Raw genomic sequence first — 23,407 nt, forward strand, 5'->3', positions numbered from 1 at the left:
GATTAAGCTGCTTTGTTTACTTCTTTGATCAGCGCAGCAACGCGATCAGAAATAGTTGCGCCCTGGCCAACCCAGTGAGCGATGCGATCCAGATCCAGGCGAGTGCCTTCTTCTTTTTCGCTAGCGATTGGGTTGAAGAAACCAACGCGCTCGATGAAGCGACCGTTGCGTGCATTACGGCTGTCAGCGACAACAACCTGGTAGAACGGACGCTTTTTAGCGCCGTGACGTGCTAAACGAATAGTTACCATAACATCCTCTTGTGTGAATAAAACAACCGGACCCCATCGAGGAACGGAGTCCGGTGTCATATTAAAAGCCCGAAAATTTTACTCATTTTTGCGGAAATTGCAATCAACAGTTGCTAACTCTGCTGTAAAAGGCCGTCGGCGGTGCAGCCAGTTTGGTGCCGGAGTGCGCGCAGTCACCGGAGCGTACACGCAGTACGTGAGGATGACGAGCACACCCCGGTGCCAAAATGACAAACAAGCCAGGCCGATTAGCGACCAGGAAATCCCGGCGGCATCATCCCCTTCATGCTTCTCATCATCTTCGCCATTCCGCCCTTCTTCATTTTCTTCATCATGCGCTGCATGTCGTCGAACTGCTTCAGAAGGCGGTTAACGTCCTGTACCTGCATCCCGCAACCGGCGGCGATACGACGCTTACGCGAACCTTTGATGATTTCTGGCTTAGCGCGCTCTTTCATCGTCATCGAGTTGATGATGGCTTCCATACGCACCAGCACTTTATCGTCCATCTGCGACTTGACGTTATCCGGGATCTGCCCCATGCCCGGCAGCTTGCCCATCAGGCTAGCCATGCCGCCCATATTTTTCATCTGGCGCAGCTGCTCAAGAAAGTCGTTGAGATCGAAGCCGTCGCCTTTTTTCAGCTTGCTGGCTAATTTCTCTGCCTGCGCGCGGTCAACTTTGCTTTCAATATCTTCGATCAGTGACAGTACGTCGCCCATGCCGAGAATACGCGACGCGATGCGGTCCGGATGGAACGGCTCCAGCGCCTCAGTTTTCTCGCCAACACCGAGGAACTTGATCGGTTTGCCAGTGATGTAACGAATAGAGAGCGCCGCACCACCGCGGGCATCGCCGTCCACTTTGGTCAACACTACGCCGGTAAGCGGTAACGCTTCATTAAATGCTTTTGCCGTATTGGCCGCATCCTGACCGGTCATGGCGTCAACCACAAACAGGGTTTCAACCGGATTAATCGACGCATGGACTTGTTTGATCTCGTCCATCATCGCTTCGTCAACGTGCAGACGACCAGCGGTATCCACCAGCAGCACGTCGTAGAATTTCAGTTTGGCTTCTTTCAGCGCCGCGTTAACAATATCAACCGGCTTCTGACCAACATCAGAAGGGAAGAAATCAACGCCCACCTGCTCTGCCAGCGTCTCAAGCTGTTTGATTGCCGCCGGGCGATAAACGTCGGCGGAAACCACCAGCACTTTCTTCTTGTGCTTCTCGCGCAGGAACTTACCGAGTTTACCAACGCTGGTTGTTTTACCGGCACCTTGCAGGCCTGCCATCAGCACGACCGCAGGCGGTTGCGCAGCCAGGTTCAGGGTCTGGTTCTCTTCGCCCATCGCCGCAACCAGTTCGTTACGGACGATTTTGACGAACTCCTGCCCCGGCGTCAGGCTCTTATTAACTTCATGACCAACCGCTTTCTCTTTTACGCGATTGATAAACTCACGCACTACCGGCAGAGCGACGTCCGCCTCCAGCAGCGCCATGCGCACTTCGCGCAGCGTATCTTTTACGTTGTCTTCAGTGAGGCGTCCACGGCCACTGATATTGCGCAGCGTGCGCGACAAACGATCGGTTAAATTATCAAACATTGTCTCTCGCCTGGGGTGGAAACGGTTGGCCGCAATCGCGACACATCATCAGTATTTTGCCGCAGTATAACATGAAGGCGTCTTTGTTGTTATGCAACGGTTGGAGCAGCGTTCACCTGACGCTATACTGCTTCTCTTTCTTATTGCTCAAACTGTCGACATTACTATGCCCGTTTTTGCTCTGCTCGCGCTTGTCGCCTACTCCGTCAGTCTTGCGCTGATTGTTCCCGGTCTGCTGCAAAAAAACGGCGGCTGGCGGCGCATGGCTATTATTTCTGCGGTCATTGCGCTGGTCTGCCACGCAATCGCTCTGGAAGCCCGCATCCTGCCCGACGGTGATAGCGGACAAAACCTCAGCCTGCTGAACGTTGGTTCATTGGTCAGTTTGATGATCTGTACGGTAATGACCATTGTGGCTTCTCGCAATCGTGGCTGGTTGCTGCTACCCATTGTCTATGCCTTTGCGCTTATCAACCTGGCGCTGGCGACCTTCATGCCCAATGAATACATCACCCATCTGGAAGCAACGCCTGGGATGCTGGTGCACATTGGCTTATCGCTCTTTTCCTATGCCACGCTAATTATCGCCGCCCTGTACGCGCTGCAACTGGCGTGGATTGATTACCAACTGAAGAACAAGAAACTGGCGTTTAACCAGGAAATGCCGCCATTGATGAGTATCGAGCGTAAAATGTTCCACATCACGCAGATTGGCGTGGTGCTGCTAACGCTCACGCTTTGCACTGGCCTGTTCTACATGCACAACTTATTTAGCATGGAAAATATCGACAAGGCTGTGCTCTCTATCGTGGCGTGGTTTGTCTATATTGTGCTGCTGTGGGGACATTATCATGAAGGATGGCGTGGACGCCGCGTCGTCTGGTTTAACGTTGCGGGTGCAGTCATTCTGACACTGGCCTACTTCGGCAGTCGAATTGTCCAGCAGTTAATCAGCTAAACCCAGAAAAGGAGTTTCCCCTGGAACACATTTCTACTACTACGTTGATCATTATTCTGATCATCATGGTGGTCATTTCAGCCTATTTTTCCGGGTCCGAAACCGGAATGATGACCCTCAACCGCTATCGTCTGCGACATATGGCGAAACAGGGTAATCGCTCGGCCAAACGCGTCGAAAAATTGCTGCGTAAGCCAGACCGCCTGATTAGCCTGGTGTTAATCGGCAATAACCTGGTCAATATTCTTGCCTCCGCGCTCGGCACTATTGTTGGGATGCGTTTGTACGGCGATGCGGGCGTGGCAATTGCGACTGGTGTGCTGACTTTTGTCGTACTGGTTTTTGCTGAGGTATTGCCGAAAACCATTGCCGCGCTGTACCCGGAAAAAGTCGCTTATCCGAGTAGTTTTCTGCTGGCTCCGCTGCAAATTTTGATGATGCCGCTGGTCTGGTTGCTGAATGCTATCACCCGTATGCTGATGCGCATGATGGGTATCAAAACCGATATCGTGGTTAGCGGCTCTTTGAGCAAAGAAGAGTTGCGCACTATCGTGCACGAATCGCGCTCACAAATTTCCCGTCGCAATCAGGATATGCTGCTGTCGGTGCTCGATCTGGAAAAGATGACCGTTGATGACATCATGGTGCCGCGCAGTGAAATTATCGGTATTGATATCAACGATGACTGGAAATCGATTCTGCGCCAACTATCCCACTCACCTCACGGGCGCATCGTGCTCTACCGTGATTCGCTGGACGACGCCATCAGTATGCTGCGAGTACGTGAAGCCTGGCGGTTGATGTCGGAGAAAAAAGAGTTCACCAAAGAAACCATGCTGCGCGCCGCGGACGAGATCTATTTTGTCCCGGAAGGTACGCCCCTCAGCACGCAGTTGGTGAAGTTTCAGCGCAACAAAAAGAAAGTCGGCCTGGTCGTCAACGAGTATGGAGACATTCAAGGGCTGGTGACGGTTGAAGATATTCTGGAAGAGATAGTTGGTGATTTCACCACGTCGATGTCGCCAACACTTGCCGAAGAAGTCACTCCGCAAAACGACGGTTCGGTGATTATCGATGGCACCGCCAACGTGCGGGAAATCAACAAAGCCTTTAACTGGCATCTACCGGAAGATGATGCCCGCACGGTTAATGGCGTCATTCTTGAGGCACTGGAAGAGATCCCTGTCGCAGGCACCCGCGTGCGTATTGGCGAGTACGATATCGATATTCTCGACGTACAGGACAATATGATTAAGCAGGTAAAAGTTTTTCCTGTAAAACCGCTGCGCGAGAGTGTGGCGGAGTAAAAAAACGGCCCGGCATTCGCATGCTGGGCCGTTATTTATTACGAAAACAGAAATTAAGCTTTTGCCTTCGCTACAGTCACCATCGCCGCACGAATTGTACGACCGTTCAGCGTATAACCCTTCTGCATAATGCCCAGTACGTTACCTGGCGCAACGTCATCAGATTCCACCATTGCGATGGCCTGATGCACATTCGGGTCCAGCGGGACGTTAGTTTCGGCGATCACTTCAACGCCAAACTTACGCACAACATCCAGCATCGACTTCAGCGTCAGCTCAATACCTTCAACCATCGCGGACATATCCGGGTTAGCTTTATCAGCCACTTCCAGCGCACGATCCAGGCTATCAATCACCGGCAGCAATTCGTTGATGAATTTCTCCAGCGCGAATTTGTGGGCTTTTTCAATATCCAGTTCAGTACGACGACGCAGGTTTTCCATTTCGGCTTTTACGCGCAAAATGCCGTCACGTTCACGAGTCTGGGCTTCAGCCAGCTGAGCTTCGAGATTCGCAATTTTTTCATCGCGCGGATCCACCTGCTCAGCAGAAGCGTCTGGCTCAACTGCCTCAATCTCTTCGTGCTGATCCATGATAATTTCTTCCGGGGCTTGCCCCTCAGGCGTTTTCTGTTCTTTACTACTCATGAATTTCTCCGCGTTTTTTTCGCATTCATCTCGCTAACTTCGCTTATTATGGGGATCAGTTTCAGGGTTTCAAGGGAAGCACTCACATTGTCATCAATCTTCGCAACAAGGACCTCGGAAAAATGAATAATCATTTCAAGTGTATTGGCATTGTGGGACACCCACGGCACCCCACTGCACTGACAACACATGAAATGCTCTACCGCTGGCTGTGCACAAAAGGTTACGAGGTCATCGTTGAGCAGCAAATCGCTCACGAACTGCAACTGAAGAATGTGAAAACTGGCACGCTCGCGGAGATTGGGCAACTGGCTGATCTCGCGGTAGTCGTTGGTGGCGACGGTAATATGCTGGGCGCGGCGCGCACACTCGCCCGTTACGATATTAAAGTTATTGGAATCAACCGTGGCAACCTGGGTTTCCTGACTGACCTTGACCCCGATAACGCCCAGCAACAATTAGCCGATGTGCTGGAAGGCCACTACATCAGCGAGAAACGTTTTTTGCTGGAAGCGCAAGTTTGTCAGCAAGATTGCCAGAAACGCATCAGCACGGCGATTAACGAAGTGGTACTTCATCCTGGCAAAGTGGCGCATATGATTGAGTTCGAAGTGTATATCGACGAGATCTTTGCGTTTTCTCAGCGTTCTGATGGCCTGATTATTTCGACGCCAACAGGCTCCACCGCCTATTCCCTCTCTGCGGGCGGTCCTATTCTGACACCCTCTCTGGATGCAATTACCCTGGTGCCCATGTTCCCGCATACGTTGTCAGCGCGACCGCTGGTGATAAACAGCAGCAGCACGATCCGTCTGCGTTTTTCGCATCGCCGTAACGACCTGGAAATCAGTTGCGACAGCCAGATAGCACTGCCGATTCAGGAAGGTGAAGATGTCCTGATTCGTCGCTGTGATTACCATCTGAATCTGATTCATCCGAAAGATTACAGTTATTTCAATACATTAAGCACCAAGCTCGGCTGGTCAAAAAAATTATTCTAATTTTACGCCAGCCTCTTTACTGTATATAAAACCAGTTTATACTGTACACAATAACAGTAATGGTTTTTCATACAGGAAAACAACTATGTTGGCACAACTGACCATCAGCAACTTTGCTATCGTTCGTGAGCTTGAGATTGATTTTCATAGCGGCATGACCGTAATAACTGGCGAGACCGGCGCGGGTAAATCTATTGCAATAGATGCCCTCGGCCTTTGTCTCGGTGGTCGCGCTGAAGCCGACATGGTGCGTACCGGCGCTGCTCGTGCCGACCTGTGCGCCCGTTTTTCTCTGAAAGATACGCCAGCGGCCCTGCGCTGGCTGGAAGAAAACCAGCTTGAAGACGGGCATGAATGTTTGCTTCGTCGCGTAATCAGCAGCGATGGTCGCTCCCGTGGTTTTATCAACGGTACAGCGGTTCCTCTTTCACAACTGCGCGAACTGGGTCAGTTGCTGATTCAGATCCATGGTCAGCACGCTCATCAGTTACTCACCAAACCCGAGCACCAAAAATTCCTGCTTGATGGCTATGCCAATGAAACCTCTCTACTCCAGGAAATGACCGCACGTTATCAGTTGTGGCATCAAAGCTGCCGTGACCTCGCGCATCATCAACAGTTAAGTCAGGAACGCGCCGCCCGTGCAGAACTGCTGCAATACCAATTAAAAGAACTTAACGAATTTAATCCGCAGCCCGGAGAGTTTGAGCAAATCGACGAAGAGTACAAACGTCTGGCGAACAGCGGTCAATTGCTGACTACCAGCCAGAATGCATTGGCAGTAATGGCCGACGGTGAAGACGCAAACCTGCAAAGTCAGCTTTACACGGCTAAACAACTGGTGAGCGAATTGATTGGCATGGACAGCAAACTGTCCGGCGTACTTGATATGCTGGAAGAAGCTACCATCCAGATTGCTGAAGCCAGCGATGAACTGCGCCACTACTGCGATCGTCTGGACCTCGATCCTAACCGACTGTTTGAACTTGAACAGCGCATCTCAAAACAGATTTCGCTGGCACGTAAACATCACGTCAGCCCTGAGGCATTGCCACAGTATTACCAGTCGCTACTGGAAGAACAGCAGCAACTGGACGATCAGGCCGACTCACAAGAAACGCTCGCGCTGGCGGTAACGAAACATCATCAGCAGGCACTGGAAACGGCGCGCGCGTTACACCAGCAACGCCAGCACTATGCAGAAGAACTTGCACAGCTGATCACCGACAGTATGCATGCACTCTCTATGCCACATGGGCAGTTTACGATTGATGTTAAATTTGACGAGCATCACCTGGGCGCTGACGGTGCCGATCGTATTGAGTTTCGGGTAACCACCAACCCAGGTCAGCCAATGCAGCCTATTGCCAAAGTTGCATCCGGTGGTGAATTGTCCCGCATCGCATTGGCAATTCAGGTCATCACGGCGCGTAAAATGGAAACCCCGGCACTGATTTTTGATGAAGTGGATGTAGGGATTAGCGGCCCAACAGCGGCAGTTGTTGGCAAACTGCTGCGTCAACTCGGCGAATCAACTCAGGTGATGTGTGTTACCCACCTGCCACAAGTCGCGGGATGTGGTCATCAACACTATTTTGTCAGCAAAGAAACCGATGGTGCGATGACAGAAACGCATATGCAATCCCTGGATAAAAAAGCGCGGTTACAAGAGCTGGCGCGCCTGCTTGGTGGCAGTGAAGTCACACGTAACACACTGGCGAATGCGAAAGAACTGCTTGCGGCGTAAACTTTTTTCCTGCTTCACGGTCAGAGTAAACAGCAAAACGCCGTAAGACCGGAAAGCAAAAGGTTTTAAAGTGATGAAAGGTCTATTATCATCGGCATATTACAGATGAGCCACGTACTGCTCGGGCCCGAAAAGGAATCAAATCACTATGCGCTGTAAAACGCTGACTGCTGCAGCAGCAGTACTATTGATGTTGACCGCAGGCTGTTCCACTCTGGAGCGAGTGGTTTACCGTCCTGACATCAACCAGGGGAACTATCTGACCGCTAACGACGTATCCAAAATACGTGTTGGCATGACGCAACAACAAGTTGCGTACGCATTGGGTACACCGCTGATGTCCGATCCATTTGGTACGAATACCTGGTTCTATGTCTTCCGCCAGCAACCAGGTCATGAAGGTGTAACGCAGCAAACGCTGACGCTGACCTTTAACAGTAGCGGAGTGTTGACCAACATTGATAACAAACCCGCGCTGAGTGGTAACTAATCATAAAGTTGCCCTCAAAGACGTTAAAAAAGGTGCTCAATGAGCACCTTTTTTCTGTCTGTTATTTATTCGCTGATTTTTCTGCTCGTTGCCTGCGCAGCTCTTTCGGATCGGCAATGAGAGGACGATAAATCTCCACCCGATCGCCATCATGCACGGTATCGCTGAGTTTTGCCGGACGGCTGTAAATGCCGACTTTGTTTTTGGTTAAATCGATATCGGTACGCAATTCCAGCAAGCCACTGGCGCGAATAGCTTCTTCAACCGTCGCGCCCTCCTGCAGCGTCACGCGCTGCAGGTACTGCTTCTCAGGTAGCGCATAAGCCACCTCAACGGCAATTTTACCTGGCACTGTAAACCTCTTTCGCCCGAACCGTAAAAGCCTGGACCATATTAGCCGCCAGCTCTTTAAACACGCGACCAAAGGCGAGTTCAATCAACTTATTGGTAAACTCAAAGTCGAGATGAAACTCGATACGACACGCCTCCTGGCTCAGCGGCGTAAACTTCCAGCCACCGATCAATTTCTTGAACGGCCCATCCACCAGATTCATAAGAATACTTTGGTTATTGGTCAACTGGTTGCGGGTAGTAAACGTTTTGCTGATCCCGGCCTTAGAGACATCTACCGCCGCAGTCATCTGCCCAGGAGTGGACTCCAGAATCCGACTTCCGGTACAACCCGGCAAAAACTGAGGATAAGACTGAACGTCATTCACTAACTGATACATTTGCTCCGCGCTGTAGGGTACCAGTGCGGTCCGGCTAATCTGAGGCATAACAATTTCCATCAACAAAAATCCAACAAATAATATCATTTATCCTGCTGTAAAAAAAACGCTATCCCGGCGCTGGGTAACATCGGGTTCATGCTAAGATAGAGCCTTGTCCCCCGCAGGATTGATATGGGGTGTTTTCGATTTCAGATTACCGATGATTCACGACGCTTATGACGAAGAAAAAAGCACATAAACCTGGTTCAGCGACCATCGCGCTTAACAAGCGCGCCCGGCACGAATACTTTATCGAAGAAGAGTTCGAAGCGGGACTTGCCCTGCAAGGCTGGGAGGTTAAATCCCTGCGCGCAGGAAAAGCCAATATCAGCGACAGCTACGTCCTTCTACGTGATGGAGAAGCATTTCTGTTTGGCGCTAACATCACGCCAATGGCTGTGGCCTCCACGCATGTGGTGTGCGATCCTACCCGTACCCGCAAGTTACTTCTCAACCAGCGCGAACTGGACTCATTGTACGGTCGCGTCAATCGAGAAGGCTATACCGTAGTGGCGCTCTCCCTGTACTGGAAAAATGCCTGGTGCAAAGTGAAAATCGGCGTCGCCAAAGGTAAGAAACAGCACGATAAACGTTCAGATATCAAAGAGCGCGAATGGCAGGTGGATAAAGCGCGTATCATGAAAAACGCCCACCGTTAAACCTGCACTCCAATTATTGACCAGTTCCTCACCGCGCCTCCCTCTCCGGCGGCGCGAATGAACATCTTATTGGCTATCACATCCGACACAAATGTTGCCATCCCATTGCTTAATCGAATAAAAATCAGGCTACATGGGTGCTAAATCTTTAACGATAACGCCATTGAGGCTGGTCATGGCGCTCATAAATCTGGTATACTTGCCGTTACACATTGGGGCTGATTCTGGATTCGACGGGATTTGCGAAACCCAAGGTGCATGCCGAGGGGCGGTTGGCCTCGTAAAAAGCCGCAAAAAATAGTCGCAAACGACGAAAACTACGCTTTAGCAGCTTAATAACCTGCTTAGAGCCCTCTCTCCCTAGCCTCCGCTCTTAGGACGGGGATCAAGAGAGGTCAAACCCAAAAGAGATCGCGTGGAAGCCCTGCCTGGGGTTGAAGCGTTAAAACTTAATCAGGCTAGTTTGTTAGTGGCGTGTCCGTCCGCAGCTGGCAAGCGAATGTAAAGACTGACTAAGCATGTAGTACCGAGGACGTAGGAATTTCGGACGCGGGTTCAACTCCCGCCAGCTCCACCAATCATGATTGGACGGTGCAAGGACAACACCAACAAAAACAGGAAGTTAGAAGTCTCAGCAAGACACCGACCAGACGGTGAGGAGACATAAAAGGATACGCAAAGGAGCCGCGGCTCTTGGTGATATGAAAGCCCACAGATGTGGGCTTTTTCGTTGATGGTCAGAACGACCAGTTCGCACCAGCCACCGCGTTCCACGGGGATTCCACACCGGCACCATGGCTATACCCCACCCCGAGATGTCCGCTTAACGTACTGCTGAATGAGGCTTTAATACCTGCCTGGTATATTCCACGTCTGCCCGACAAATCATTGACGAAATTACCGTCATTATTCACCTTCACCCGGTTATCATCGACAAATTCTTTGCGCACAGCCGCCTTCAGCCACGGCTCAATTTCCATACCGTTCCCCAGACGCATGTTGTAACTCAGCGTTGCGCCCAGTTCACGATATATACTGCGGGTATCGACTGATTTCGATTCCATGCCATTGGATAAATGATATTCGGGGTTATCAGCGGTGAACCCCGTTAACGATGCATACGGCGTCAGGTTCCAGTTACCATCCGTAAATCGCATCCCGGTTTCAATGTGACCGCCCAGCCCGTTGCTGCGATAACTGCCGTTGGCGGCTCCACCGCTGCTCATTTTACCGGCTACGTTACTTTCAAAGCGGTTCAGCTTCACGATACCGTCCAGATAGAAACCACTTTCATGTTCCCAGCTGGCATAGCCCCCCAGAGAATAACTGCCCACACTGCCATGTCCTCCACGATCAAAACCAATATGTGAATGGGAATAACCCATAAAAGCGCCCAGCGTCGCAATCCCCTCAGGAATATCATTACGGCTATCGATCCCCACCGTCATTCCGGTCAGCGTCTGCTCAAACCCGGCACCCGCATCGGTGGTGACATTATTACGGGTGTTATACGTCGTCCCCCAGACATTATTGTTGTGTGGACTCGCTTTCATTATGTTCAACCGCTCGCGAATACTGTTTAGCTCAGCATCAAAGACCAACGGTAATGTTGCTGCCATATTGAGTACGGCTGCTGTAGAAGGCGTGATGCGTTTCTCCGGGACGGGTGTCGGCGTTGGAGCGGGAGTCGGGTCTGGTTTCGGATCCGGTTTTGGGTCTGGTTTTGGATCCGGTTTCGGATTTGGGTTGGGGTCCGGGTTGGGTTTGACATCATTGGTCAGGTTCCAGTTGCTGTTGCCGTCGCTTTTCAGGACATACTCATAGGTCCCAAGATCAACGAAACCGCCGGTATTACCCAGCGTAAACGAAGTATCCCCTCCCCCTGTTTTCACCAGCGTCATCGCGTCGTCAGACTGAGGGCTGACGCCGGTATCCTGAACAAAGATTTTAAAATTGCCAGTGGCGTTGTTGTTGACGACCAGTTGATCGCCCCGGGAGCCTGCAACGTTGGTATGCAGGTAGAAATTACCGCTGCCGGAAAGTTCACTGGTGGTCAGCGTATTGTAGATACCGTTAGTTGTGGCAGGCGCTGCTGTTTGTGCTGATAAATAAACATCACCGTCGTTGAGGAGTAAACTGTTTACTCTATATTCGCAGTTGCTGGTGCCTGCACAGGAATTATTGCTGTTAAGCCAGACACTGCCCCGACTGGCAGCCGTCAGGTCGGCAAGCGTCGTATCGACGCCATTTCCGATAGTTAATGTCGCGCTATCGGTAATCCGGACCACCCCTTCAAGTTTAACTGGCGTAACATTATCCCGTGGCGTCATTAACGACAGGCTTCCTGTCGCGCCACTGACCGATGCATCCGCCAGCGTACCTGCGTAGACGATTGCCGTCCCGCCAGCGATCAGTAGATCTTCTGCCCGGGCCAGAGCCTGAAACTCATCTTTTGACCGACCAAGGGTATATTGCCCACCGGAATTAACCTTTGTGGCGAAGTCCTGACCCAGGTTTTGCATTGCCCCACCGTTGCCAACCGTGGAATCGCGAGCTTCGGTACCTGCTAATACCAATAAATTACCGCCATTTTCCAGCAGCACATTGGTCGCTAAATTTCCGGCAATGGAAAAGGTGCCGTACTGGTGAGTACCGCTGATTTCAATACCGTTAGCCGTGCTCGTCTGGAGAGCGGCACCGCTGTTCTGGATGATATCTGTCGCTTTGCCATTATCGTTGACTGTCAGCGTACCGCCTTCATTAATCGTTGTTTTTACTGCCTCACCGTTAGCCGAAACTGTTTGTATTCCGCCGTCGTTAATCGTTGTCTCATTCGCCACCCCCTCGACGATTTGTTCGCCGCCGGTGAGCGTCGTGCCTGTCGCAGTGGCTTTTGTTTTGACGATCTCCCGCCCGCCCGCATTGACCTGTGTTTTGGCGGAAGTGGTGTCTGACTCCACGGTTAACACGCCGCCATCTGCCAGCAGGATATTGTTCGCCGCATCCTGCTCAATGCTGAACGCGACGCCATCAGCGCGTGTCCCTGTGACCCGCGTCGCTCTGGTGGTTGCAACCAACGCGCCCTGGCTACTTTGCTGTATCCCCGTTGCGCTGCCTTTCTCCCGCACATCGAGAGTGCCGCCTTCATTAAGCACCGAGTTTTCAGCCAGACCGCCCTCATTAACTACCTGTGAACCGCCATTAATAATGGAACCTTCCGCTGTCCCGTTTACCATAATTTGTTGTAGGCCAGAGACGATATCGGTATTGATCGCCTTACCATAATTCTGAACGGTTTGCGTACCGCCATTGATGTGCGTTTTGTCTGTTGACCCACCATCAACAATTTGTTCACCACTTTCGATATTTGCCTCAGTGGCTAAACCATATACCGTTTGCTTGCCACCTTTGATATTTGCTTTTTCAGAAGTGGCACTGGCATATATTGTTTGGGTACCAGCACTATTAAGTACAGTACCAACATCTTTTCCATAAACATCCATTTTGCCGTTGGCATTAATAATCGTGTCAACTGCCCGGGAACCAGTGACGACTGTTAATGAGCCAGCGTTTTCCAGCACTACATTTTTAGCTTCTGAATTCCTGATGTAGAAAGCATCACCATAACTGTTGGTTCCTTCGATAAGTGTTCCGGAGGTCGTGGAAGCAATTAATGCGCCGCCGGATTGTTGCTCAACATGCTTAGCCTCACCACCGTCCTGAACCTCCAGAACGCCACCATTATTAAGTCTGGTGCTATCTGTTTTAGCCTCCTTCTGGACAATCAGCTTACCGCCAGCATCAATGGTAGTATTTTTCGCCGAGGTTTTAGCCATTACCGTCAGTTCGCCGGTATTTTCCAGCACAACATAATTAGCCTCTCCTCCGGTAATAGTGAAGTGAGAGAGCTTGTTGTATCCTTCGATATCAGTCCCTGCGCCCGTGTTGGCAACTAAAGCACTGCCCGTCTCCTGGTTAACCCCATGTGCAATACCGCCGGTATAGACAATCAGCGAGCCTCCGGCGCTAATATTGCTGCCAGTTGCCGTACCATCTTTCTCAACAACCTGCCGGCTCCCAGAGGATATATTTGTCGTGTCAGCTTTCCCGCCGCTCTTGATATTTTGCGTTCCACTGTTGATATTGGTGCCCGTGGCAATACCATGATTATTAATATTCTGTGTGCCACCATTAATTATGGTATTTGTCGCGTTTCCGGCAACATCCATAACGCCGCCATTATCTATTCGGGTCGCATCAGCTTTAGCATTCGTTAAAACTGACATTGTTCCTTTATCTTTAATAATCGTCTTATTTGCCGAACCATATGCGTTTATGTCTAAATGACCACCGTTTTCCAGCAACACATTCTCTGCCACGTTATTGTGGATGGAGAATGCCCCTTCACTATTCGTACCGCTCACCGTCAAATCGTAAGTCGTTACTTTTAAAGCGGCTCCATCGTGCTGAGTAATATTAGTTGCCGTACCACCTCTAACATCAAGCACGCCGCCGGAATAAACTTCAATAACATCCGAGGAGCTCGTGTTATCAACAATTTGCGTACCACCAGAATAGATCTGCGTATTTTTTGCCGTTGACTTACTATTCAGAGACTGAGTTCCGCCTTCAATCGTCGTGTCCAGCGCACGGCTCTCATATACTCTTTGCTCACCGCCATTTTTAATGGCGGTTGTTTCTACTGTGCTCTGTTCAACATACTGTCGCCCACCATTTATGGTTGTGTTCGTCGCCAGACTTCCTTGCGTGATGTCCTGATAACCAGACTTATTTATCGTCGTACCGTCAACATGCCCCTGAGTTGATACTGACTGGCCTCCACCATCAATGATTGTTCCATTTGCAGTCCCCCCCTCTATGCGTGAAGTACCGCCCTTAATTGTCGTGTCATTGCTGGTACCACCTTTATAAACATATTGATTGCCACTTTCGATTATCGTGCCAGTAGAAATTCCTCCGTACTCAATTGACTGTCTGCCTCCATTAATGGTTGTATTATTAGCTTGCCCGTTAATATCGGCATGGATTGATACTAGTTGCTCGCCACCAGTTTCAATAATACTACTATTAGATATCCCACCATAGACCTCCTGCCGGCCATGGTTGATAATATGAGTGTTATTTGTTGTACCTCGTTCATCTACTCGTTGGTTGCCATCTACAGTCTCATCGTTTACCACACCAATAACATTAGTAGTGAAGGCCGCCATCCCGGGCTGGGCATATATTAAGGCAGATATCAATAAGGAAAGTACTGAGCGGCGAAAATAATAGGGACTGGTCCTGTTCATAAATTTCATCCTCTGAAAAGTGAATACTGAGTAGCGTTTAAGCGACCTTAGCTTTGCTGCAACATCAGCCCACAGGCACCAGACCAGGGGATTCATCCTGAAGAGACAGCGCAAGTGTATTGTGTTCACCGCTCATCAAAGACATCATGATGAAATGATGATATTCCGCATAAGAATGAGGCATTTTTTTAAGACATTGTGCTGAAGGATGATTGGATAAAAAAGTCAATCTTTTCAGGAAATACGGCGTATTCTTTTCTTTCGACATTGAAGCCGTCGGAAAAATAAAATGATTTACATAATCGTTTCTGATGAATATCTTCTGCTCACATAAAAATCACACAATAACTTTGAGATCGCAGATTGTTTTACTTTTACAGCATTCGTCCCCCCATTGTTGGGGAAATATAGATTGGGCCAGAGCACGAAAGTTAATACCACGTTTGCACAGCTCCTCCAACAGCACGACAAGATGCCACATACTGCGCCCCAGTCGGTTCAGTTTACAGACTAGCAGTGCGTACCCTGCCGATAATGTCCTGAGCAGTTTTTCAGTCCGGGTCTGCTGCCACGGTTATGCGCTGAAGTGGTAACTCTGAGCACGCAGTTCATCAGTCAGGCGTGGTACACCGTAACGCTGTTATTGCTGGGTAATATCAAAAAAACTTTCAGGCAGCTAAGGAAAGTTGAACCAGACATTAGATGAAATATTTCAACCAATTACAGCACCAATTCAGTCACTGCTAGCCCACCAAATAAATCAAGGGGTTACATGAAAACGTAGCCCCTTTTTCTTTGGTAGTGACACTAAAATGGATGTAGTGTGAAGAATAACCCCATTTACTTAATCAATAATACATATTGTTTCAATCTACGTTATTATCTCTTCGTAAAAATAGCCATTTATTTATCATTGAAAACTACTTTTAGAACTTCATACAAGGGGACTATTCACAACAGGACTATTCTCAACGGGACCATCATCAGGGGAGTTATCATCAAAGTCATCATCCATAAATAAAATATCATCGAATGGTGCCACACCCGTGATTAGTTTTATTTTTTTATTACGATCAGACAAGACTCCACTTAAACCGTTTTCGCTGACGCGTTCTAATGATTTTTCATTACTCTTGTTGTAAGCAGGCGCATTAAAAATACATGGAGTATCAAGATCAAACAATGACGTTCCCCAGTTCACATATTGAATATCATAGTTACTGAAGTTCTGTCCAGAAAAGAAGCATCCCTTAAAATCCAATCCACGTAAATTATATAAACCACCCTCTTCTTTTGGGAGAGTAATTTTAATTCTGGCTATCTCCCAGACAAAATTACCATTTTTGTATTTGAATACCGTTTCAAGCTCTCCTCCAGACAGCTTGACTTCTGGAAATAATTTGAAATTAAACCCTACATTATTATGTGTCAACGTAGATGAACAAAAGATGGAAAAAGCTTGCAGTGCTGAATTATAGCTATCGATTTTATCTTGAGGCTGCGCTCTTGGTAAAAACTTATAGCAACACTCATAAAAATTAAGTAGAAACTCTGATGACCTTCCATTTTTATCAAATAATACCCGCTGAAAATGCTGCACAAACTTATTCGTTTTTTCTTGAATATCTATGGTGTGTTCCTTTGACTCTAACAAAGATGAATCCTGTTGAAGTGCATTGCTCATCTGGTTGAGGAACAACTGCATTTCTTTCAACTTATCTCCATAGTGACCTTTAACTTGCTGAGAATTTTTAGTTACAGTTGAAACCGTATCTGTGTGGTTTTCATATAAATTATGTGATTCCATACAGTCATTTGGCGGCGTTTCTGAAATAACACTACGCGTTCTACCTGGCTGAAGTGAAGCAACATGAAAATCACTTTTTCTTATATTGCCGAATAGGGTCTGTTCATTTCTCTTAGCGCATTCAATAAACTGATCAACATTATTTTTATTAGATGACAGGTTAATTTCAGAAACCGCATTTTCTTTGTTCTCCAGCTTTAGTTTAACGAGAAGGTCTTCCCACACCGTTTTTTTTAAAAATACTACGTCAGGCTCACCATCAGCAACTAACTCTTGATTATTATCAAAGTGTACGTTGTATACTTTTAATTTATTTTCATTAGCATCATATTTAATACGTTTTAATTGTTCTCCGGCTCCCATAATGACAAAAGCATTGCCTTCATGATATTTACATTCAGACATCATTTTTTGTAAAATTTCAAGAGCACCGTTATACGTCCCTGAGGCAGCTTCTTTACAAATTAATTTTATAATACTATAAGCTAGTAACTCCATGGATTTAGAGGATTTTCTTTCATTACAATTTCCACTATTTATAAATGTGCTAGTGTTAATTTCGTTGCTTTTACTAACTAACATTGTCTTTTCCTCAGTTAATGTCTACATGGCTATTTTTAATGTTATTATTGTTTGTCACTATAAAAAATCGCTCATTTGAGACAATTGCTGGCATTAACAGCTTCATATGCTATACATGGTACTTTTAATTAATTTAGCACAAGAATGTTAAATTTAATAAGCAAAAGGTTATTTCACTGTATGATAAAAACCACCCGTTATAATTTATTCGTGAGAATCGTTTTTTGAGTGTTAGAAATTTATATCTAAATAGCGTTGATTAATGACCAAAGCCAGACTCCTGTAATGCTCACAAGACTCTTCTGCATTCGACGGCGGTTCTAGTCAGTAGTAGATGTTTAAGGCGTGGCAGAGACATTTCATCCTTACTCTACAGCATTGGTCCACATACAAATCGTGGTTGTGACACTTCACTTATCATCAGTGAGCGAACAGAGAATAGTTCAGTGATTTGAGTAATTAACCTGATTAAATGAAGAGGCATGATAAATGATAATACTCTGGCTTTATCGTTAATTACTTAATTCCACATGTAAGCAATTTGCCCGCTTGGCATAGCGGGCATTTTTTCCAGGTACTTTTGAATGAGTACTGATGGATAAATACATTGCAGTGGCGTGCCACGTACCAAAACACCAGCCCTCATTCGAAACCACCCACCACACTTCTTCCTTGAAATGGCGTTAGTCGTGAAATATAGACCGCCATCGAGTACCCCTTGTACCCTTAACTCTTCCTGATACCTGAATGATGATTTGGTGGCCCTTGCTGGACTTGAACCAGCGACCGGACGATTATGAGTCGTCTGCTCTAACCACTGAGCTAAAGGGCCTTGAGTATGCAATAACAATACTTATAAACCACGCAATAAACATGATGATCTTATGATGTAAATAACAGATTTTTATGCGTTCTCATTCATCCTGGGTCGTCATTACCTGCGACATAAAACCCGACACCGCTTCCATTCACAAAGTCGATACTCTCAGTCAACAAGCAAATGCTAATACTTAGCACTATTTATAGTTACCATCGATTCAATGAAAGTTTGTAATGATTTTGTATCTAATAATAAAACTTTATTACATTAGTTGAAGAGTTTTCGCATCATTATGATATCTGTTACTTTTCACCCCATAAAAATAAACTTCATATAGCAATATATTCTTTCATAGATCTTATTCTGCTAATCATTAGTTTCGTATGAGCGATTTTTGACAGTTGCCTCTCCAGACCACATCGATAATTAAAAAAACAGATTTAAGCATTATCCTTTTCCATATAAATATTGGATAAAAGTAGGACATCTGTTTGCAATTACTTTCACAACAATTAAACATTTTTATGTTTCCGTATACACCATATTACTCTACCATTAGAGGAACTTTATTATGTTTTCTATAAAACCAGGACCAAGAAATTTACCTATCGGCAACCCCACATTGTTATCATGGAACATTACTGACGGGGATCTAAATTCCAAATTAAATACATTAGAATATCTAAACTGTATAACAAATATTATTAATTCTTGTGGAGTTTATCCTCAGGATTTAAAACACAGAGAAATTATATCAACTTTTCACGCAGAAAAAGTTATTAATGATCTGTTAAAAAACGATTATAAAATTTCCCTTTTTCCAGATACAACTTACCGAGAGTTGAATAAAGCAGCACAGCGTAGCATTACAGCGCCAGACAGGATAGGAGAAGGAAAAACATGGGTTTATCAACGAGATACAATGGTTGAAAGAGGTGATAACAGCGGTGTTCATCAGTATGGTCCAGCTGAACATTTTACTCACATTATATCTGACAAACCGTCCCCAAAAGATAAGTATGTTGCATATGCTATTAACATTCCTGACTATGAACTGGCAGCTGATGTATATAATATTAACGTAACGTCACCTACCGGCCAGCAAGAAACATTTAAAATATTAATCAATCCAGAACATCTACGGCAAACACTTGAGCGTAAATCTCTTACTGCTGTTCAGAAATCACAATGTGAAATCATCACCCCCAAAAAACCTGGCGAAGCGATTCTTCATGCTTTTAATGCCACCTATCAACAAATCAGGAAAAATATATCTGAGTTTGCACGTTGTCATTATGGGTATATACAAATCCCTCCCGTAACCACTTTCCGCGCCGACGGACCAGAAACTCCCGAAGAAGAAAAAGGTTACTGGTTTCACGCTTATCAACCCGAAGATCTTTGTACTATCCATAATCCAATGGGAGATTTGCAGGATTTTATCGCATTGGTTAAAGATGCCAAAAAATTTGGTATCGATATCATCCCTGATTATACATTTAACTTTATGGGAATCGGGGGTAGTGGTAAAAATGATCTGGATTATCCCTCTGCCGATATACGAGCGAAGATCAGTAAAGATATAGAAAGTGGTATCCCTGGCTATTGGCAAGGTCAGGTCTTGATTCCCTTTATTATAGATCCAGTAACAAAAGAACGTGACCAAATCCATCCAGAAGATATACATCTCACTGCAAAAGACTTCGAAGCAAGTAAAGATAATATTTCTAAGGATGAATGGGAAAACCTCCATGCATTAAAAGAAAAGCGTTTAAATGGAATGCCTAAAACAACACCCAAAAGTGACCAGGTTATTATGTTGCAAAATCAATACGTTCGTGAAATGCGAAAATATGGCGTACGAGGTTTACGTTATGATGCAGCAAAACACTCAAAACATGAACAAATAGAGAGGTCGATAACCCCACCGCTTAAAAATTATAATGAGCGGTTGCACAATACAAATTTATTTAATCCAAAATATCAAAAAAAAGCTGTTATGAATTACATGGAATACCTGGTAACTTGTCCGTTAGATGAACAACAAATGTCATCGCTGCTTTATGAAAGAGATGATTTAAGCGCCATTGATTTTTCATTGCTCATGAAGACGATAAAAGCCTTTTCATTCGGTGGAGATCTCCAGGCCCTTGCATCAAAACCGGGCTCCACAATCTCAAGCATCCCATCAGAAAGACGGATATTGATTAACATCAACCACGATTTCCCTAACAATGGTAATCTTTTCAATGACTTTTTATTTAACCATCAGCAAGATGAACAATTAGCAATGGCATATATGGCCGCTCTCCCGTTCAGCAGGCCTTTAGTTTACTGGGATGGTCAGGTATTAAAATCAACGACTGAGATTAAAAATGATGATGGGTCTACTCGTGTCGGCGGTGAGGCGTGGCTTAATAAAGGTTGCTCTACCTATCAGCAGCTCTACAATGAATTCCACGCATTATATATAGATAAAGCAGGAATATGGAGCGCATTTGAGGGTGTATTTGCAACTAAAAACGTTCTGGCCTTTAGTCGTGGGGATTCTGTGAACATTAATCACTCTCCTCATGATGGACTAGTTATAATAAATAAAGGAAACGAAGAAGTTGAAGGTACCTGGCCTAACAAATTGCAACCTGGAATATATAAAAACATGGGGAGTAATAGCGTTAACATTATTATTAATAATACCCGAAAAATTATCCCCCCTGGTAAAGCATTTACGCTTAGAGGCGGAACTCTAAATATCAATATTCCTGGGCGTAGCGCTCTTCTTTTAGGGAAAACTGGAGAACCGCCGAACTATCTCTATTTGTAATTTAATGTTATATCTGCCCCGCTAAAACGGGGCAGATAATATGTTTAGTTTACTAACGGTCATTTTGCAGTGAAGCCATTTACCGTTTTTTATCGACCAGATAATCTGTTCTCTGATGGTAATCCTCCCCTAACCTGTTGCTTTAGTTATTCATTTCCTGTCTCACTTTGCCTTAATACCCCACGTTAAATGTTACCAATTTGTTGCTTTTGATCACAATAAGAAAACAATATGGCGCATTTGTGCGCATTTTTCAGAAATGTAGATATTTTTAGATTATGGCTACGAAATGAGCATCGCCATGTCACCCTACATCTCATAAGAGGATCGCTTCTGATGAATGCACTGACCGCCGTACAAAATAACGCTGTCGATTCAGGCCAGGACTATAGCGGATTCACTCTCATCCCGTCGGCGCAATCCCCGCGTCTGCTGGAACTCACCTTCACCGAACAGACGACCAAACAGTTTCTCGAACAGGTTGCCGAATGGCCCGTGCAGGCGCTGGAGTACAAATCTTTTCTGCGTTTTCGGGTAGGCAAAATTCTTGACGATCTGTGTGCGAACCAGCTGCAACCATTGCTGTTGAAGACCCTGCTAAACCGTGCTGAAGGTGCGCTGTTGATCAATGCGGTGGGTGTCGATGATGTGAAGCAAGCGGATGAGATGGTGAAGCTGGCAACGGCGGTAGCGCATCTGATTGGTCGCTCAAATTTCGATGCGATGAGCGGTCAGTATTACGCGCGATTCGTGGTGAAAAATGTCGATAACTCAGACAGCTATCTGCGTCAGCCGCACCGCGTAATGGAGCTGCACAACGACGGCACCTACGTCGAAGAGATCACCGACTATGTGCTGATGATGAAAATCGACGAGCAGAACATGCAGGGTGGAAATTCGTTGCTGCTGCATCTCGATGACTGGGAACATCTGGACCACTATTTCCGCCACCCGCTGGCGCGTCGCCCGATGCGCTTTGCCGCGCCTCCGAGCAAAAACGTCAGCAAAGATGTTTTCCATCCAGTGTTCGACGTTGATCAACAGGGTCGCCCGGTGATGCGTTATATCGACCAGTTCGTCCAGCCAAAAGACTTCGAAGAAGGCGTGTGGCTGAGCGAGCTTTCCGATGCCATTGAAACCAGCAAAGGCATTCTTTCTGTGCCCGTTCCCGTTGGCAAATTCCTGTTGATTAACAATCTATTCTGGCTGCACGGTCGCGACCGCTTTACTCCGCACCCGGATCTGCGCCGTGAACTGATGCGTCAGCGTGGCTATTTCGCTTACGCCTCTAACCACTACCAGACGCATCAGTAAGCGCAAAGGAATTGAGCGGATGTATGATTTTGTGATTATTGGCGGCGGCATCATCGGCATGTCGACCGCCATGCAACTGATTGATGTTTATCCGGATGCCCGCATTGCGTTGCTGGAAAAAGAGTCCGGTCCGGCCTGTCATCAGACAGGCCACAACAGCGGCGTGATCCATGCCGGGGTCTATTACACGCCCGGCAGCCTGAAGGCGCAGTTTTGCCTGGCGGGAAACCGCGCCACCAAAGCCTTTTGCGATCAAAACGGCATTCGCTATGACAACTGCGGCAAGATGCTGGTCGCCACCTCTGAACTTGAAATGGAACGGATGCGCGCGTTGTGGGAACGCACGGCGGCGAACGGTATCGAGCGCGAGTGGTTAAACGCCGAGGAACTGCGCGAGCGCGAACCGAATATCACCGGGCTCGGCGGCATTTTTGTGCCGTCCAGCGGCATTGTCAGCTATCGCGAAGTGACGGCGGCGATGGCAAAAATCTTCCAGGCCAGAGGCGGCGAGATTATTTATAACGCCGAAGTCAGCGCCCTCAGTGAGCATAAAAACGGCGTGGTGATACGTACCCGTCAGGGCGGTGAATATGAAGCATCGACGCTGATTAGCTGTTCCGGGCTGATGGCTGACCGGCTGGTGAAAATGCTCGGCCTCGAACCGGGCTTTATTATCTGCCCGTTCCGTGGCGAGTATTTCCGCCTTGCGCCGGAGCATAACCAGATTGTTAACCACCTGATTTACCCCATTCCCGACCCCGCGATGCCATTTTTGGGCGTGCATCTCACCCGCATGATCGATGGCAGCGTGACCGTCGGGCCAAACGCGGTGCTGGCTTTTAAACGCGAAGGCTATCGCAAGCGCGATTTCTCGTTTAGTGACACGCTGGAGATTTTAGGCTCGTCGGGGATTCGCCGGGTGCTGCAAAACCATCTACGCTCAGGATTGGGCGAGATGAAAAACTCGCTGTGCAAAAGCGGCTATCTGCGGCTGGTGCAAAAGTATTGTCCCCGGCTTTCGTTAAGCGATCTCCAGCCCTGGCCAGCAGGTGTGCGGGCGCAGGCGGTATCGCCGGACGGCAAGCTGATTGACGATTTTCTGTTTGTCACCACCCCGCGCACGATCCACACCTGCAATGCGCCCTCCCCGGCAGCGACATCAGCAATTCCTATTGGTGCGCATATTGTCAGCAAGGTACAAACGCTGTTGGCAAGCCAGAGTAACCCCGGACGCACGCTGCGAGCGGCACGTAGTGTGGATGCCTTACACGCCGCATTTAATCAATAACCTTTGAAAACAGGACG

The 23,407-nt window shown here is 47.3% G+C and carries 17 protein-coding genes, 1 tRNA gene, 1 other RNA gene and 1 pseudogene; 10 read left to right on the plus strand and 10 right to left on the minus strand.

From position 1 onward, the window contains the following. Positions 1-2: 2 nt before the first annotated feature. On the minus strand, positions 3-251 hold the full coding sequence (gene rpsP / locus ACJHYD_RS16735) for a 30S ribosomal protein S16 (RefSeq protein WP_000256450.1): 249 nt from the start codon (positions 249-251) through the stop codon (positions 3-5). Positions 252-499: 248 nt separating this feature from the next. After that, positions 500-1,861: a signal recognition particle protein gene (gene ffh, locus ACJHYD_RS16740; RefSeq protein ID WP_001551524.1), complete on the minus strand. Its 1,362-nt coding sequence runs from the start codon at positions 1,859-1,861 to the stop codon at positions 500-502. 166 nt (positions 1,862-2,027) lie between these two features. On the opposite strand from ffh, the gene ACJHYD_RS16745 reads away from it, so the two are divergent. Continuing rightward, a complete protein-coding gene (locus ACJHYD_RS16745) occupies positions 2,028-2,819 on the plus strand; it encodes an inner membrane protein YpjD (protein WP_001338897.1) in 792 nt (263 codons plus the stop codon). A gap of 20 nt (positions 2,820-2,839) precedes the next feature. Next, positions 2,840-4,126: an HlyC/CorC family transporter gene (locus ACJHYD_RS16750; protein WP_010723175.1), complete on the plus strand. Its 1,287-nt coding sequence runs from the start codon at positions 2,840-2,842 to the stop codon at positions 4,124-4,126. A 53-nt stretch (positions 4,127-4,179) separates the two neighbouring features. Here ACJHYD_RS16750 and grpE read toward each other — a convergent pair whose 3' ends face one another. Further along, positions 4,180-4,773 (minus strand): nucleotide exchange factor GrpE, encoded by a 594-nt coding sequence (grpE, locus tag ACJHYD_RS16755; RefSeq protein ID WP_001307957.1) that lies wholly within the window; start codon positions 4,771-4,773, stop codon positions 4,180-4,182. A gap of 122 nt (positions 4,774-4,895) precedes the next feature. Here grpE and nadK point away from each other — a divergent pair, with 122 nt between their 5' ends. From nadK to bamE, 3 genes are all read left to right on the plus strand, one after another. After that, a complete protein-coding gene (gene nadK, locus ACJHYD_RS16760) occupies positions 4,896-5,774 on the plus strand; it encodes an NAD(+) kinase (protein WP_001059169.1) in 879 nt (292 codons plus the stop codon). An 85-nt stretch (positions 5,775-5,859) separates the two neighbouring features. After that, complete coding sequence (gene recN / locus ACJHYD_RS16765; protein ID WP_001551525.1) at positions 5,860-7,521, plus strand: DNA repair protein RecN; 1,662 nt, start codon at positions 5,860-5,862, stop codon at positions 7,519-7,521. A 148-nt stretch (positions 7,522-7,669) separates the two neighbouring features. Continuing rightward, the gene (gene bamE / locus ACJHYD_RS16770; RefSeq protein ID WP_001203437.1) at positions 7,670-8,011 is read left to right on the plus strand and encodes an outer membrane protein assembly factor BamE; all 342 of its coding nucleotides are present in this window, start codon (positions 7,670-7,672) and stop codon (positions 8,009-8,011) included. 61 nt (positions 8,012-8,072) lie between these two features. On the opposite strand, the gene ACJHYD_RS16775 is transcribed toward bamE, so the two are convergent. Continuing rightward, entirely contained in the window at positions 8,073-8,363 is a 291-nt protein-coding gene (locus ACJHYD_RS16775) for an RnfH family protein (protein ID WP_001117840.1), read from the minus strand. Further along, positions 8,353-8,790 carry a type II toxin-antitoxin system toxin RatA gene (gene ratA / locus ACJHYD_RS16780; protein ID WP_024186456.1) on the minus strand — a complete coding sequence of 146 codons (438 nt, stop codon included), beginning with the start codon at positions 8,788-8,790 and terminating at the stop codon, positions 8,353-8,355. The genes ACJHYD_RS16775 and ratA overlap by 11 nt, the downstream gene beginning before the upstream one ends. Positions 8,791-8,960: 170 nt before the next feature. Between ratA and smpB the strand changes: the two genes are divergently transcribed. Together smpB and ssrA are read left to right on the plus strand one after the other, a co-directional pair. Continuing rightward, complete coding sequence (smpB, locus tag ACJHYD_RS16785; protein WP_000162574.1) at positions 8,961-9,443, plus strand: SsrA-binding protein SmpB; 483 nt, start codon at positions 8,961-8,963, stop codon at positions 9,441-9,443. A 214-nt stretch (positions 9,444-9,657) separates the two neighbouring features. Next, positions 9,658-10,020, plus strand: a transfer-messenger RNA (tmRNA) gene (gene ssrA / locus ACJHYD_RS16790). Positions 10,021-10,180: 160 nt separating this feature from the next. Here the strand turns inward: ssrA and ypjA are convergent. The 5 genes and pseudogenes from ypjA to ACJHYD_RS16815 form a co-directional block, all read right to left on the minus strand. Next, entirely contained in the window at positions 10,181-14,755 is a 4,575-nt protein-coding gene (gene ypjA / locus ACJHYD_RS16795) for an adhesin-like autotransporter YpjA/EhaD (protein ID WP_001551527.1), read from the minus strand. Between the two features lie 64 nt (positions 14,756-14,819). Continuing rightward, on the minus strand, positions 14,820-14,939 hold the full coding sequence (locus ACJHYD_RS16800) for a hypothetical protein (protein WP_001120794.1): 120 nt from the start codon (positions 14,937-14,939) through the stop codon (positions 14,820-14,822). 222 nt (positions 14,940-15,161) lie between these two features. After that, positions 15,162-15,308 (minus strand): annotated as a pseudogene (locus ACJHYD_RS16805) (recombinase family protein); the annotation flags it as partial. A gap of 381 nt (positions 15,309-15,689) precedes the next feature. Continuing rightward, on the minus strand, positions 15,690-17,144 hold the full coding sequence (locus ACJHYD_RS16810) for a DUF5507 domain-containing protein (RefSeq protein WP_001551528.1): 1,455 nt from the start codon (positions 17,142-17,144) through the stop codon (positions 15,690-15,692). A 756-nt stretch (positions 17,145-17,900) separates the two neighbouring features. Continuing rightward, a tRNA-Ile gene (locus tag ACJHYD_RS16815) sits at positions 17,901-17,976 on the minus strand. A 559-nt stretch (positions 17,977-18,535) separates the two neighbouring features. Here ACJHYD_RS16815 and ACJHYD_RS16820 point away from each other — a divergent pair. From ACJHYD_RS16820 to lhgO, 3 genes are all read left to right on the plus strand, one after another. After that, a complete protein-coding gene (locus ACJHYD_RS16820) occupies positions 18,536-20,788 on the plus strand; it encodes an alpha-amylase family glycosyl hydrolase (protein ID WP_001551529.1) in 2,253 nt (750 codons plus the stop codon). Positions 20,789-21,124: 336 nt separating this feature from the next. After that, positions 21,125-22,102, plus strand: a complete 978-nt coding sequence (gene glaH, locus ACJHYD_RS16825) for a glutarate dioxygenase GlaH (RefSeq protein WP_001366601.1) — start codon at positions 21,125-21,127, stop codon at positions 22,100-22,102. A gap of 19 nt (positions 22,103-22,121) precedes the next feature. Continuing rightward, positions 22,122-23,390, plus strand: coding sequence for an L-2-hydroxyglutarate oxidase (lhgO, locus tag ACJHYD_RS16830; protein WP_000271981.1), 1,269 nt, complete (start codon positions 22,122-22,124; stop codon positions 23,388-23,390). Positions 23,391-23,407 lie beyond the last annotated feature (17 nt).

Origin of the sequence: Escherichia sp. WS1368 (assembly GCF_046487485.1) — a bacterium.
Classification (GTDB): Bacteria; Pseudomonadota; Gammaproteobacteria; order Enterobacterales; family Enterobacteriaceae; genus Escherichia; species Escherichia coli.

What these genes read in the sequence shown, in the direction of transcription:
- rpsP (WP_000256450.1), bottom strand. Translation starts at nt 251, where the DNA reads ATGGTAACTATTCGTTTAGCACGTCACGGCGCTAAAAAGCGTCCGTTC.
- ffh (WP_001551524.1), bottom strand. Translation starts at nt 1,861, where the DNA reads ATGTTTGATAATTTAACCGATCGTTTGTCGCGCACGCTGCGCAATATC.
- ACJHYD_RS16745 (WP_001338897.1), top strand. Translation starts at nt 2,028, where the DNA reads ATGCCCGTTTTTGCTCTGCTCGCGCTTGTCGCCTACTCCGTCAGTCTT.
- grpE (WP_001307957.1), bottom strand. Translation starts at nt 4,773, where the DNA reads ATGAGTAGTAAAGAACAGAAAACGCCTGAGGGGCAAGCCCCGGAAGAA.
- nadK (WP_001059169.1), top strand. Translation starts at nt 4,896, where the DNA reads ATGAATAATCATTTCAAGTGTATTGGCATTGTGGGACACCCACGGCAC.
- recN (WP_001551525.1), top strand. Translation starts at nt 5,860, where the DNA reads ATGTTGGCACAACTGACCATCAGCAACTTTGCTATCGTTCGTGAGCTT.
- bamE (WP_001203437.1), top strand. Translation starts at nt 7,670, where the DNA reads ATGCGCTGTAAAACGCTGACTGCTGCAGCAGCAGTACTATTGATGTTG.
- ratA (WP_024186456.1), bottom strand. Translation starts at nt 8,790, where the DNA reads ATGCCTCAGATTAGCCGGACCGCACTGGTACCCTACAGCGCGGAGCAA.
- smpB (WP_000162574.1), top strand. Translation starts at nt 8,961, where the DNA reads ATGACGAAGAAAAAAGCACATAAACCTGGTTCAGCGACCATCGCGCTT.
- ypjA (WP_001551527.1), bottom strand. Translation starts at nt 14,755, where the DNA reads ATGAACAGGACCAGTCCCTATTATTTTCGCCGCTCAGTACTTTCCTTA.
- ACJHYD_RS16800 (WP_001120794.1), bottom strand. Translation starts at nt 14,939, where the DNA reads ATGCCTCATTCTTATGCGGAATATCATCATTTCATCATGATGTCTTTG.
- ACJHYD_RS16810 (WP_001551528.1), bottom strand. Translation starts at nt 17,144, where the DNA reads ATGTTAGTTAGTAAAAGCAACGAAATTAACACTAGCACATTTATAAAT.
- ACJHYD_RS16820 (WP_001551529.1), top strand. Translation starts at nt 18,536, where the DNA reads ATGTTTTCTATAAAACCAGGACCAAGAAATTTACCTATCGGCAACCCC.
- glaH (WP_001366601.1), top strand. Translation starts at nt 21,125, where the DNA reads ATGAATGCACTGACCGCCGTACAAAATAACGCTGTCGATTCAGGCCAG.
- lhgO (WP_000271981.1), top strand. Translation starts at nt 22,122, where the DNA reads ATGTATGATTTTGTGATTATTGGCGGCGGCATCATCGGCATGTCGACC.